This is a genomic window from Stenotrophomonas sp. 10L48 (genome assembly GCF_056395105.1).
Window position 1 is genome coordinate 182785 of record NZ_JBFTIX010000006.1, and the last position, 10617, is coordinate 193401.

19 protein-coding genes and 1 tRNA gene are annotated in these 10617 nt (G+C 66.3%); 19 read left to right on the top strand and 1 reads right to left on the bottom strand.

The features are described from left to right. The first annotated feature begins 38 nt into the window (after window positions 1-38). From bet to AC1DCU_RS12465, 15 genes are read left to right on the top strand one after another with little or no spacing between them, the layout of a single operon-like run. Complete coding sequence (gene bet / locus AC1DCU_RS12395; RefSeq protein WP_442251261.1) at window positions 39-800, top strand: phage recombination protein Bet; 762 nt, start codon at window positions 39-41, stop codon at window positions 798-800. Then, on the top strand, window positions 797-1579 hold the full coding sequence (locus AC1DCU_RS12400; RefSeq protein ID WP_442251262.1) for a lambda exonuclease family protein: 783 nt from the start codon (window positions 797-799) through the stop codon (window positions 1577-1579). Before bet ends, AC1DCU_RS12400 begins: the two co-directional genes overlap by 4 nt. Then, window positions 1579-1794, top strand: coding sequence for a hypothetical protein (locus AC1DCU_RS12405; RefSeq protein WP_442251263.1), 216 nt, complete (start codon window positions 1579-1581; stop codon window positions 1792-1794). The genes AC1DCU_RS12400 and AC1DCU_RS12405 overlap by 1 nt, the downstream gene beginning before the upstream one ends. After that, the gene (locus AC1DCU_RS12410) at window positions 1791-2021 is read left to right on the top strand and encodes a hypothetical protein (protein ID WP_442251264.1); all 231 of its coding nucleotides are present in this window, start codon (window positions 1791-1793) and stop codon (window positions 2019-2021) included. The genes AC1DCU_RS12405 and AC1DCU_RS12410 overlap by 4 nt, the downstream gene beginning before the upstream one ends. Then, window positions 2018-2266 carry a hypothetical protein gene (locus tag AC1DCU_RS12415; protein WP_442251265.1) on the top strand — a complete coding sequence of 83 codons (249 nt, stop codon included), beginning with the start codon at window positions 2018-2020 and terminating at the stop codon, window positions 2264-2266. The genes AC1DCU_RS12410 and AC1DCU_RS12415 overlap by 4 nt, the downstream gene beginning before the upstream one ends. Next, entirely contained in the window at window positions 2263-2481 is a 219-nt protein-coding gene (locus AC1DCU_RS12420; protein ID WP_442251266.1) for a hypothetical protein, read from the top strand. The genes AC1DCU_RS12415 and AC1DCU_RS12420 overlap by 4 nt, the downstream gene beginning before the upstream one ends. Then, on the top strand, window positions 2478-2774 hold the full coding sequence (locus tag AC1DCU_RS12425; protein ID WP_442251267.1) for a hypothetical protein: 297 nt from the start codon (window positions 2478-2480) through the stop codon (window positions 2772-2774). Before AC1DCU_RS12420 ends, AC1DCU_RS12425 begins: the two co-directional genes overlap by 4 nt. Next, entirely contained in the window at window positions 2771-3055 is a 285-nt protein-coding gene (locus AC1DCU_RS12430; RefSeq protein ID WP_442251268.1) for a hypothetical protein, read from the top strand. Before AC1DCU_RS12425 ends, AC1DCU_RS12430 begins: the two co-directional genes overlap by 4 nt. Continuing rightward, a complete protein-coding gene (locus tag AC1DCU_RS12435) occupies window positions 3052-3933 on the top strand; it encodes a hypothetical protein (protein WP_478013531.1) in 882 nt (293 codons plus the stop codon). Before AC1DCU_RS12430 ends, AC1DCU_RS12435 begins: the two co-directional genes overlap by 4 nt. Continuing rightward, window positions 3930-4109 carry a hypothetical protein gene (locus AC1DCU_RS12440; protein ID WP_442251270.1) on the top strand — a complete coding sequence of 60 codons (180 nt, stop codon included), beginning with the start codon at window positions 3930-3932 and terminating at the stop codon, window positions 4107-4109. Before AC1DCU_RS12435 ends, AC1DCU_RS12440 begins: the two co-directional genes overlap by 4 nt. After that, a complete protein-coding gene (locus AC1DCU_RS12445) occupies window positions 4109-4261 on the top strand; it encodes a hypothetical protein (RefSeq protein WP_442251271.1) in 153 nt (50 codons plus the stop codon). The genes AC1DCU_RS12440 and AC1DCU_RS12445 overlap by 1 nt, the downstream gene beginning before the upstream one ends. Next, window positions 4254-4445, top strand: coding sequence for a hypothetical protein (locus tag AC1DCU_RS12450; protein WP_442251272.1), 192 nt, complete (start codon window positions 4254-4256; stop codon window positions 4443-4445). Before AC1DCU_RS12445 ends, AC1DCU_RS12450 begins: the two co-directional genes overlap by 8 nt. Further along, on the top strand, window positions 4442-5488 hold the full coding sequence (locus AC1DCU_RS12455; protein WP_442251273.1) for a DNA cytosine methyltransferase: 1047 nt from the start codon (window positions 4442-4444) through the stop codon (window positions 5486-5488). Before AC1DCU_RS12450 ends, AC1DCU_RS12455 begins: the two co-directional genes overlap by 4 nt. Before the next feature lie 11 nt (window positions 5489-5499). Further along, complete coding sequence (locus AC1DCU_RS12460) at window positions 5500-5835, top strand: hypothetical protein (protein WP_442251274.1); 336 nt, start codon at window positions 5500-5502, stop codon at window positions 5833-5835. Window positions 5836-5843: 8 nt separating this feature from the next. Continuing rightward, window positions 5844-6683: a tyrosine-type recombinase/integrase gene (locus AC1DCU_RS12465; protein WP_442251275.1), complete on the top strand. Its 840-nt coding sequence runs from the start codon at window positions 5844-5846 to the stop codon at window positions 6681-6683. 93 nt (window positions 6684-6776) lie between these two features. Here AC1DCU_RS12465 and AC1DCU_RS12470 read toward each other — a convergent pair. Continuing rightward, window positions 6777-6853 (bottom strand) — tRNA-Arg (locus AC1DCU_RS12470). A 185-nt stretch (window positions 6854-7038) separates the two neighbouring features. Between AC1DCU_RS12470 and amaB the strand changes: the two genes are divergently transcribed. The 4 genes from amaB to AC1DCU_RS12490 all read left to right on the top strand — a co-directional run bounded on the left by amaB (window position 7039) and on the right by AC1DCU_RS12490 (window position 10613). Continuing rightward, entirely contained in the window at window positions 7039-8571 is a 1533-nt protein-coding gene (gene amaB / locus AC1DCU_RS12475) for an L-piperidine-6-carboxylate dehydrogenase (protein WP_025874884.1), read from the top strand. Then, window positions 8571-9359, top strand: a complete 789-nt coding sequence (locus AC1DCU_RS12480) for an SDR family NAD(P)-dependent oxidoreductase (protein ID WP_442251276.1) — start codon at window positions 8571-8573, stop codon at window positions 9357-9359. The genes amaB and AC1DCU_RS12480 overlap by 1 nt, the downstream gene beginning before the upstream one ends. Window positions 9360-9544: 185 nt before the next feature. Next, a complete protein-coding gene (locus tag AC1DCU_RS12485; protein ID WP_025874887.1) occupies window positions 9545-9835 on the top strand; it encodes a DUF4190 domain-containing protein in 291 nt (96 codons plus the stop codon). A 7-nt stretch (window positions 9836-9842) separates the two neighbouring features. Beyond that, the gene (locus tag AC1DCU_RS12490) at window positions 9843-10613 is read left to right on the top strand and encodes a class I SAM-dependent methyltransferase (protein ID WP_033830957.1); all 771 of its coding nucleotides are present in this window, start codon (window positions 9843-9845) and stop codon (window positions 10611-10613) included. Window positions 10614-10617 lie beyond the last annotated feature (4 nt).

Below are 10617 nucleotides of genomic sequence, written 5' to 3' on the forward strand. Positions count from 1 at the left end.
AGAGCCGGGCACCTATTCCACCTACCAGCAGAGCAGCCATGAGCAACCTCGTTCTCTCGCAAACCAAGAGCCTCGCCACGTCCCTGAACATGGGCGCCGCCGACGCGCAGGAGCTTGTCGCCGTACTGAAGGCCACCGCCTTCAAGGGCCAGGTCTCCGACGCGCAGATGACGGCCCTGCTGGTGGTGGCGAACCAGTACGGACTGAACCCGTGGACCAAGGAAATCTACGCGTTCCCGGACAAGAACAACGGCATCGTGCCGGTGGTCGGCGTCGACGGCTGGTCGCGCATCATCAACTCGCACGCTCAGTTCGACGGCATGGACTTCGAGCAGGACGAGCAGAGCTGCACGTGCTCGATCTACCGCAAGGACCGTAGCCGCCCGGTGCGCGTGACCGAGTACATGGCCGAGTGCCGCCGCTCCAACGCTGGCCCGTGGCAGTCCCATCCGCGCCGCATGTTGCGCCACAAGGCGATGATCCAGTGCGCGCGCTTGGCGTTTGGCTTCGTGGGCATCTACGAGCAGGACGAGGCTGAGCGCATCATCGAAGGCGAGGTTGTACGCGCCGAGCGCGCGCCGGCCAGCCGCACCCGTCAGCTGCCCGCCGAGCCGGAGGACACGCCCGAGCGCCAGGCGCTGTACGCGGGCCTGCAGGAGATTGCGAAGGCCGGTCTGGACGCCTATGCCGACGCGTGGGGCAAGCTGAGCCCCGAGCAGCGCAAGATGATCGGCCAGTCGGGCCACGAGACGCTGAAGGCTGAGGCGGAGCGCGCCGAGGCTGAGGAGGTCGCCCCGTGAAGCTGATCCACTGCGACCAGGGCAGCGACGCATGGCACAACGCCCGCGCCGGCGTCATCACCGCCAGCATGTTCTCCACCGCGCGCTCGCGTGTTGGCGAGCTGACCGACCAGCAGCGCACCTACGTGGATTCGGTGCTGGCCGGCATGGCGCCCAAGGCGGCTGCTGAGGCCTCCGGCTACAAGGCCGTGCCGAAGTCGGCGGTGATCGAGAAGGCGCTGGCCGGCGAGCCCATCGGCGATTTCAGCGAAGCGTCGAAGAACTACGCCTTCCGTCTGGCCGTCGAGCGCATCAGCGGTCAGCCGCTGGACGAAGGTTTCGAGACCTACGCCATGCGCCGCGGACACGAACTGGAGCCGTTTGCCCGCGCCGAGCATGAGGTGCAGTCCGGCCTGCTGGTGAAGCGCGCCGGGTTCGTCCTGAGCGACTGCGGCAACTACGGCTGCTCGGCGGACGGTTTCATCGGCGATGCCGGCGGCAGCGAATACAAGTGCTTCATCAACCCGGAGAAGCTGCGCGCCTTCCACATCGATGACGATGCGAGCGAGGTGTTCGAGCAGGCGCAGGGTTGCATGTGGCTGACGGACCGCGAGTGGTGGCACATCGGCCTGTACTGCCCCGCCCTGGTCTCGGCGAACCGCCAGCTGTGGTGGCGCCGCTTCGACCGCGACGAGGCGTTCATCGCCAAGATGCGCGCCGACCTGGATCAGTTCCGGCAGATGGTCGACGGGTTCGAGCAGTCCCTGCGCGCTGGTGATCGCCACCAGGAGGCAGCGTAATGGACGTGACGATCTACCCCAGCCACGCCAAATGCCTGCGCCGTGCCGGCCTCGCGCGCGCCCAGTTGTACGCACACGTGATCGAGGGCAAGCGCTACACCACCGCGCAGGTGGCGGAGATCCTGGGCATCTCCAACGACGCCGCCTACGAGCGGATCAAGCGCCGGGCCCACCCGCTCACGTGGGCAAGTCTGATGAAGGTTGGCCGGCCATGAAGACCTGCACGAAATGCGCCGCCCGGCTGCCGCTGCGGTTCTTCCCGCTGGTGAACGGCAAGGCCACGGCCGACTGCGCGCCGTGCCGGAACACCGACCGCCGCCTGCGCGATCCGCTGAAACCCCTGCGCGCCGATCCGCTGCAGGTCGAACTGAACCACCTCACCCACAGCTGGCAGCGCCGCACTCGTTGGCCGCTTCTGGCGCATCAGGAGACGCAACGATGAAGAACGGAGATATGCCTACAGCCCCGATGCTCAATGAGCATGGCTGCCCCCAGCATTACTCATCGATTCTGGTCCAACAGGGGCAGGTCACTGGCCTGACCAAGCGCGAACTGATCGCGGCAATGGCTATGCAGCGGTTCTTGGCAAACAAGGCCCATGCAACTCACTTCATGCCTGAGCACGACGCACGCTACTGCATCCAGATTGCCGACGCGCTTCTGGCCGAACTGGAGCAGAGCGCATGACCAGCATCCACGTACGGCCGACCTTCGACCTGGCCACGCAGGCCGAGAAGAACCGCCAGCGGCAGGAGATCGCCGACGACGTGGCGCAGTTCCTGCGCTCCGGCGGCAAGGTCCAGAAGCTAGGCAACAGCCCCATCGACCGATCCACCACCACCCGCCGCGAGGTGGTCGAGGGTGGCCACCGCAGCCGCACGAAGCAGGGAGCACGCGCATGACCACCGACAAGTCCCTTTCGGGCGGTGCACTGGACACTCTCATCGCCCTTGTGGAGAACGGACCTCTCTGGGATGGCGACCTGCCAAGCAAGTCCGGTCGGTACGAGCTGCTGGAGTTGGGCATGGCAGTGCGGATCGTGGTCAACGGCGAGGACGGCTATCAGGCAGCGACCATAGAAGGCGCACGCGCTTATTGCCTCCACTTTGGCGAAGAGCGAATCAGCGATGCCAAAGCCGCTCGAATCGCAAGGCGCTCTGTCATCAACGCCATTCATCGGAGCAAGAAGCCATGACCACCGACAAGACCCCCGCCACCCTGGCTGTTGATGTGCTGGCGGTGCTTCGTAGCCAGCTTTCATGGATTGGTCCGTGCCGTCCAGACGGCGACGAAATTGACTGCGAGCGCTGGGACCGAATCGAAGCTGCCATCGCCGCAGTCGCCAAGCTTATCGAGGCTGCGGACCGACTGGAGCGCAAAGCGATTGAACAGGCGCGCGTCACCTCATCTGTCTTCAATTCCGATCTTGCAAGCCTGCGCGTTGGCCTCGCCCGCGTCAAAGGAGAATCAGCATGAGCAACGACAAGACCCTGGCAACCGTGAAGCACGGCGGATGCGTGCAGTTGCCCTCCTCGGAGCGTGCGCGGTTTGAGGCGTGGGCCGAAGGAAACAACTACGAAATGGAGTGGACCGGCCTTCGCTACGTCGAAGAGGCTACCCACGACGCGTGGCTGGCATGGCAAGCCGCACTTTCCGCCCAGCCCAAGTACTTCACTGACGCCTACGAGCTGGGGCTGCGAGACGGGAAATCCCTCTCCGCCCAGCCCGCCCCGGGTGGTCAGGGGGACGAAATCAAGGTCAGCCGTAGCCTGCTGGATCGAGTCCACGAATCGCTCGGCAACTTCACTATGGATCATGGCTGGTCCCAAAGCGACATGGACGTAGCAGATGATCTTGCCGCAGCACTCGCCGCCCGCCAGCCGGTTCGAATCTACGGCGGCTGCGCCCAGCCTGAGGGTGAGCTGGTTACTGACGCTATGGTCGATGCCGCGTGCAAGGTTATGCATCACGGGTACGAGCACGAAAGCCGTAAAGCGTACCGCGAAGCATGCCAGAAGGATGCGCGCCAGGCACTGCAAGCCGCCCTCGCCGCCCGCCAGCCGGTGGGGGAGCCGGTGGCATGGATGACGCACCACGACGAACCGATGCTGTATCCGACGTTCGCGGAAGCCGCCGCGTACTGCGATGACGACGAACCTCCGATTCCGCTCTACGCCGCCCCGTTCGCGCAGGCCGTGGACCTTGGTCTGCAGCTGGATCGCTACGACGCCGGGCTGCTGGGTGACGGCGGCGGCGGCGATGTTGGCTGGTGGCAGGACTACATCCGCACCGAGCTGGATCGCGCCCATGAGTTCTACCAGGACCAGGCAGACAGCCAGGCGGTGGGCAAATGAGCCGCCAGCTCGAAACCCAGCTGCGTCTGATCGCCGCTCAGGCGCAGTCGCTGGCGGACAAGGCCAGCACGGGAAGCTACTGGAGCGGCGAAATGACGGATGGCCTCCGCGTGATCCGTGAGGCACTGGACAGCGCCGGCCGGGAAGTCAGTGCACAACGTTCGGGAGATCGGTGATGGCTGACCAGCTGCTCACCGCTGCAATGGTCCACGTGTTCGCCATGGCCGGGTTCCTGGCAGGACTGGCCACCCTGTGGGCGATCAGCCGCGCATACCGCACCGCGCGCGCAGGGCTGCGCTGGTGCTGGCGGAGGTGCGCTCATGGCTGAACCTACCGACCACCGCGAGATCGGGCGGCAGCTGGCCAGCATGTCCGGGGTGGATCTGTCTGAGGCTCGGCCGGCAACCGTGCGCACATGGGAGGCCCGTGGGCTGGCCCTGCAGGCGCTGGCGCGCGGCGACATGGCCGAGGCGCAGCGGGTGATGGCACACGCCACCGGGGGCGCCCGATGAACTACTACAGCGAATGGGATCCCTACGCCGCGCAGTGGATCCGCAACCTCATCGATGCCGGGCTGATCCCGCCAGGCCATGTCGACACCAGGAGCATCACCGATGTTCAACCCTCAGACCTCGCCGGATACCGGCAGTGCCACTTCTTCGCCGGCATCGCCGGTTGGTCCCTTGCAGCTCGACTTGCTGGGTGGCCCGACGACCGCGAGCTGTGGACCGGCAGCGCCCCGTGCCAGCCGTTCTCTGTCGCGGGTAAGGGAAAAGCCCAGGATGACGATCGGCACCTGTGGCCCCACTTCCTTCGCCTCATCCGTGCCCGACGGCCCGCTGTCGTCATGGGAGAGCAGGTTGCGGCGGCGGTTGGCAAGAACTGGCTCGACGGAGTGTCTGCTGACCTGGAAGGAATCGACTACGCCTGCAGGGCGGTGGTTGTCCCGGCTTGTGCCGTCGACGCGCCCCACCGACGGGACCGCCTCTGGTTTGTGGCCCACGCCGGCGGCCAGGGACTGGCGCAGCGAATCGGCGACACCCGAGTTCCATGCAAAGTGGGCGGCAAATCCGAAGGGAAAGACGCTTCCAATGATGATCGCGCTGATGCACGCGCTCTGGCCCACGCCGACTGCATCGCTGGCGGACAAGGGCGTTCGGTCGACGGAGGGTGCGATCAGGGAAGCGGCGAGAAGCCATGGACCGGACCTGGCCGCGGTGAGTGCAGCGGCGGTAATGTGGCCGACAGCAACGGCAACGGATGCGAACCGCGGGATCCTTCCTCCGCGCCCACACGACACTGGAGTGCCGCTGAATCAGTCGGTAGCCCTGGCGCTTGGGATCAAGCCGGATGGATCATCGGACACGACGGGAAAGCCCGGCGGTTTGAACCCAGCATTCGTCTGCTGGCTCATGGGGTTCCCGGCCGCGTGGGACGCCTGCGCGCCTACGGCAACGCCATCGTCCCGCAAGTCGCGGCCGAAGTGATCGGCGCCTACATGGACTGCTATCCGGATCCAGACGAGCAGCTGCGCGCTGCGCTGGCCGCGAACTGAAGGAGGACCCGATGGGAGCTGCTGAAAAGCTGGACATCGTCGGAAAGGACTGGCTGACCGTGGACGAGGCCGCGCACTACTGCGGGGTGTCCCGAAGCCAGTTCGATTCGAACATCGCCGACTACGGCATCGAACCCCGAAATTTCATGGGCAGAAAGCTCTACGAGAAAGCTGCCCTCTACTCTGCAATCTACGGCTCCAGACAATGGTCAAGGTCACAATCTTCTGGCGGGACGGCGCCGCGTACCTCAACTGGCGGGAAGGCGGCAAGCGAAGCCGTGTCGCCATTGGTCGCGTCGGCCCACGCGAAGCTGAGGGCGTACGAGCAGCGAAAGAAGCGGAACTGACCCATGGCGTGCGTATCCTTCCCCGGCTACCCACTGTCAGGGACTTCCTGGAGGCGTACCTGGATTGGTACAAGGCCGAGCACCCGACCACGCACGGCAAGGCCAAGAGCGAGGTTCGGTTGTTCATTGCCCGGTTCGGCCATCGCCCCATCGATACCCTGCGGCCGATGGAAATGGAGTCCTACAAGACGGACCGCCTGACCAAAGATAAGGTGGCCCCGGAGACCGTAGGCAAGGAAGTGCGCAGGCTGCAGGCGGCATTTCGTCGTGGCGTGAAGTGGAAGGAACTGGATTTCAACCCGCTGGAGGAAACCCAGGCACCGCGCGGCGTCCGTAGCGTCGCCGTGCGGTTCTACGACCGGGGGGCGATGCGCAAGCTCTACCGAGCAAACCCAAGCCGGGCGCCCCTGTGGCTGTTCATGGCCCACACGGGGCTGCGCCGTGGCGAGCTGGTTGGGCTGGGCAAGGATTCAGTGACCGGGCGGAAGCTCAGGGTCGAGAGCGATCCAGACGAAGATGGCGAGGGACGCACCAAGTCGGGCAAGTGGCGCGAGGTGCCGCTGAACCGGTATGCGCGCTGGGCGCTGCGCCACCTACCCGATCCGCTGGTCGCCGTGCACAAGGACACGGTATCCGACTGGTTCGCCTCGGATGCCAAGCGTGCGGGAATCGGCGGCAGCCTGCACCGGCTACGGCACACCTTCTGCGCCCATATGGTCATCGCTGGGGTGCCGTTGCGAAGGGTGCAGATCTTGGCGGGCCACGCCGATTACGCCACGACCGAGAAGTTCTACGCCCATCTGACGCCTGAAGGCGACGATGGCGCTGTGGCGAAGCTCAGGTACTGAGCGGGACCGCTGGGACCACTGGGACCAAATCCTGTGGATATGCGGGAAACAGTGGGAATTGCACGCCACTGTGCTGACCTAAGTCATTGATTATGGTGACCCCGGCCCGATTCGAACGGGCGACCTTCCCCTTAGGAGGGGGACGCTCTATCCAGCTGAGCTACGGGGCCATGCAGCCGCCAAGTTTACAGGCAAGCCGCCCTGCCCTCCAAGCTTTCATCTGCCACACCATTGCCACTGGCGCGGCGCACCATGGCCAGTCCGGGCGCTCTGCTACCATCGGCGGCTCAGTTCGTCGCGCCCCCACCTGCCCGCGACGGCACCAAACACAACGTAACGAAACACAGGAGTCTGCATGTCTTCCGAGCTGCTCAAGTCCCTTGGTCTGGACGCGATCAACGCTGGCACCTACCTGGGCAACGGGGAGTGGTCGAGCGCTACCGGCGGTGAACTGATCACCCCGATCAATCCGACCACGGGCGAGCCGATCGCGCAGGTCCGCGCCACCACCGAAGCCGAGTACGAAACCGTCATCGCGCGCGCCCAGGAAGCCTTCAAGGTCTGGCGCACCACGCCGGCCCCGCGTCGCGGTGAAGCAGTGCGCCTGTGCGGCGAAGCGCTGCGCAAGCACAAGGATGCGCTGGGTTCGCTGGTCGCGCTGGAAATGGGCAAGAGCAAGCCTGAAGGCGACGGTGAAGTGCAGGAGATGATCGACATCGCCGACTTCGCCGTGGGCCAGAGCCGCATGCTGTACGGCTACACCATGCATTCCGAACGCCCCGGCCACCGCATGTACGAGCAGTACCAGCCGCTCGGCCTGGTCGGCATCATCAGCGCGTTCAATTTCCCGGTGGCGGTGTGGGCATGGAACTCGTTCCTGGCCACGATCTGCGGCGACATCTGCCTGTGGAAGCCGTCCAACAAGACGCCGCTGACCGCCATCGCCTCGATGCGCATCTGCAATGAAGCGCTGCGCGATGCCGGTTTCCCGGACCTGTTCTTCCTGATCAACGACGCCGGCACCGCGCTGTCGGAAAAGATGGTGGCCGACAAGCGCGTGCCGCTGATCAGCTTCACCGGCTCGACCCAGGTCGGCCGCACGGTCGCCGAGAAGGTCGCCCACCGCCTTGGCCGCTGCCTGCTGGAACTGGGCGGCAACAACGCGATCATCCTCGACGAAACCGCCGACCTGAAGCTGGCGATTCCCGGCATCGTGTTCGGTGCGGTCGGCACCGCCGGCCAGCGCTGCACCACCACCCGCCGCCTGATCGTGCACGAATCCATCCATGACGACGTGCTGGCCACGCTGGTCAAGGCGTACAAGCAGGTGGAAGGCAAGATCGGCGATCCGACCGACCCGGCCAACCTGATGGGCCCGCTCAACAGCGACGGCGCCGTGCAGCAGTTCCTGGCGTCCATCGAAAAGGCCAAGGCCAGCGGCGGCACCATCGAAACCGGCGGCACGCGCATCGACCGCGCAGGCAACTTCGTGCTGCCGGCCATCGTCACCGGCCTGAAGAACAGCGATGAAGTGGTGCAGCACGAGACCTTCGCGCCGATCCTGTACGTGATGAAGTACAGCACGCTGGACGAAGCCATCGACATGCAGAACGGCGTGCCGCAGGGCCTGTCCTCGTCGATCTTCACCACCAACCTGAAGACCGCCGAGCGCTTCCTGTCGGCGGCCGGTTCGGACTGCGGCATCGCCAACGTCAACATCGGCACCTCGGGCGCGGAAATCGGTGGCGCCTTCGGTGGCGAGAAGGACACCGGCGGTGGTCGCGAGTCCGGTTCGGATGCATGGAAGGTCTACATGCGCCGCCAGACCAACACCATCAACTATTCGGATTCGCTGCCGCTGGCCCAGGGCATCAAGTTCGACCTGTGATGGCGGAGAGCGCCTCCCCGCGCGACGGCCGGCCGGTGATCGATTTCACCGGCCGCCGGGTGCTGATCGCCGGTGGCAGCAAGGGCATCGGCCGCGAACTGGCGCTGGCCTTCGCCCGCGCCGGTGCGCAGGTCTCGGCCTGCGCCCGCGGCCAGGCCGGACTTGACGCCCTGCAGGCCGATGCGCAGGCCCAGAGCACGCAGCTGCACACCTTCGCCACCGATCTGGGCGACCTCGGCCGCATCGGCGCCTGGCTGCAGGCCGCTGCCGACGCGCTCGGCGGCATCGATGTGCTGGTCAACAACGCCACCGGCTACGGCATGGCCGATGACGAAGACGGCTGGGCCGCCAGCCTGCAGATCGATCTGATGGCGGCGGTCCGCGCCTCGCGCCTTGCGCTGCCGTGGCTGCGCGCCTCGTCCGACGCCTGCATCCTCAACCTGTCCTCGATCGCCGCGCAGCAACCGCGTCCCGGCGGCGCACCGTATGCGGCGGCCAAGGCCGCGCTGTCGCACTACACGACGTCGCAGGCCCTGGCGCTGGCGCCGGACCGGATCCGGGTCAACGCCATCGCACCGGGCTCGATCGAATTTGCCGATGGCCTCTGGGATCGACGTCGTGTCGAAGATCCCGCCCTGTACCACGGCACCCTGGCGAAGATTCCGTTCGGCCGCTTCGGGCAGCCGCGCGAGATCGCCGATGCCGCGCTGTTCCTGTGCTCGCCGCTGGCGCGCTGGATCACCGGCCACGTGCTCAATGTCGATGGCGGCCAGGTGCTGATGGGCTAGCCGATCCCTCGGTAGCTACCAACCTTGGTTGGCGCCGCATTCGTCGACCAAGGTCGGCGCCTGCCAAAGCCACCCCGCGCTCGGCTCCGATGGTTGCCAACCTTGCCTGGCAGCCTTGCATTGGCCGGACCATGGGATTGCCGGGGCAGACGCACTATCATGTCGGCACTGCCACGGAGGACTCGATGAGCGTGCCACCCCGACAGAGCAACGCCCTGGCCGTGGTCAGCCTGATCGCGGGCATCTGCAGTTGGACCGTGCTGCCGGGTGTCGCTGCCCTTGTTGCCATCATCACCGGGCACCTGGCCCGCGCCGAGATCCGCCGCCGCGCCGGCGAACAGGACGGCGATGGCATGGCCCTGGCCGGGTTGATCATGGGTTGGCTCAACATCCTCGCTGCGGTGGGCCTGGTGGCCATCCTGATCTTCGCGATGGTGGCCGCCGGCGCCGACGCCAAACCTGGACTGCGCTGGTGAAAGCACGATGACCTCCGCCGACAGCACTGAACGCTTCAGCAGCCGCGTCGCGGACTATGTCCGCTACCGCCCGGACTATCCGCCTGCCCTGATGGACTGGCTGCATGGCCCCATGGCCGTGGCAACCAGCGCGCGTGTCGCTGACATCGGCGCCGGCACCGGCATCTCCAGCCGGCAGTTCCTGGCCGCCGGCCATCCACTGGTCGCCGTCGAACCCAACGCGGCGATGCGCGCCGCCGCCGAGCACTGGCTGGCGCCGCAGTATCCGCAGTTCTCCGCCGTCGATGGCCGCGCCGAGGCCACCGGGCTGGCCGATGCCAGCGTTGATCTGGTCGGCGCCGCGCAGGCCTTCCACTGGTTCGACACCGTGGCCGTGCGCGCCGAGTGGCAGCGCATCCTGCGCCCGGGCGGCCTGGCGCTGATCTACTGGAATTCGCGCCTGCTCGATGCCAGCCCGTTCCTGGTCGGCTACGAACAACTGCTGCTGGACTACGGCACCGACTACACCGCCGTGGCCGAACGCTACCAGGACGATGCCACCATGCAGGCCTGGTTCGGCTCCGGCCTGCGCGGCATGGTGCAGCTGCCGAACGTGCAGCACCTGGACCTGGACGCCCTGCGCGGGCGCCTGCTGTCTTCTTCCTACGCGCCGCAGCCCGGCCATCCGCGCCACGCGCCGATGCTGGCTGCGCTGCAGGACCTGTTCGCCGCCCACGCGGTCGACGGCCAGGTCGCTTTTGAATATCGAACCCGAGCCTTCCTCGGCACGCTGGACTGAAACC

Bases quoted from the DNA above. Each gene is read 5' to 3' on its own strand.
- bet (WP_442251261.1), top strand. From the start codon at position 39: ATGAGCAACCTCGTTCTCTCGCAAACCAAGAGCCTCGCCACGTCCCTG.
- AC1DCU_RS12405 (WP_442251263.1), top strand. From the start codon at position 1,579: ATGGACGTGACGATCTACCCCAGCCACGCCAAATGCCTGCGCCGTGCC.
- AC1DCU_RS12410 (WP_442251264.1), top strand. From the start codon at position 1,791: ATGAAGACCTGCACGAAATGCGCCGCCCGGCTGCCGCTGCGGTTCTTC.
- AC1DCU_RS12415 (WP_442251265.1), top strand. From the start codon at position 2,018: ATGAAGAACGGAGATATGCCTACAGCCCCGATGCTCAATGAGCATGGC.
- AC1DCU_RS12420 (WP_442251266.1), top strand. From the start codon at position 2,263: ATGACCAGCATCCACGTACGGCCGACCTTCGACCTGGCCACGCAGGCC.
- AC1DCU_RS12425 (WP_442251267.1), top strand. From the start codon at position 2,478: ATGACCACCGACAAGTCCCTTTCGGGCGGTGCACTGGACACTCTCATC.
- AC1DCU_RS12430 (WP_442251268.1), top strand. From the start codon at position 2,771: ATGACCACCGACAAGACCCCCGCCACCCTGGCTGTTGATGTGCTGGCG.
- AC1DCU_RS12435 (WP_478013531.1), top strand. From the start codon at position 3,052: ATGAGCAACGACAAGACCCTGGCAACCGTGAAGCACGGCGGATGCGTG.
- AC1DCU_RS12440 (WP_442251270.1), top strand. From the start codon at position 3,930: ATGAGCCGCCAGCTCGAAACCCAGCTGCGTCTGATCGCCGCTCAGGCG.
- AC1DCU_RS12445 (WP_442251271.1), top strand. From the start codon at position 4,109: ATGGCTGACCAGCTGCTCACCGCTGCAATGGTCCACGTGTTCGCCATG.
- AC1DCU_RS12450 (WP_442251272.1), top strand. From the start codon at position 4,254: ATGGCTGAACCTACCGACCACCGCGAGATCGGGCGGCAGCTGGCCAGC.
- AC1DCU_RS12455 (WP_442251273.1), top strand. From the start codon at position 4,442: ATGAACTACTACAGCGAATGGGATCCCTACGCCGCGCAGTGGATCCGC.
- AC1DCU_RS12460 (WP_442251274.1), top strand. From the start codon at position 5,500: ATGGGAGCTGCTGAAAAGCTGGACATCGTCGGAAAGGACTGGCTGACC.
- amaB (WP_025874884.1), top strand. From the start codon at position 7,039: ATGTCTTCCGAGCTGCTCAAGTCCCTTGGTCTGGACGCGATCAACGCT.
- AC1DCU_RS12480 (WP_442251276.1), top strand. From the start codon at position 8,571: ATGGCGGAGAGCGCCTCCCCGCGCGACGGCCGGCCGGTGATCGATTTC.
- AC1DCU_RS12485 (WP_025874887.1), top strand. From the start codon at position 9,545: ATGAGCGTGCCACCCCGACAGAGCAACGCCCTGGCCGTGGTCAGCCTG.
- AC1DCU_RS12490 (WP_033830957.1), top strand. From the start codon at position 9,843: ATGACCTCCGCCGACAGCACTGAACGCTTCAGCAGCCGCGTCGCGGAC.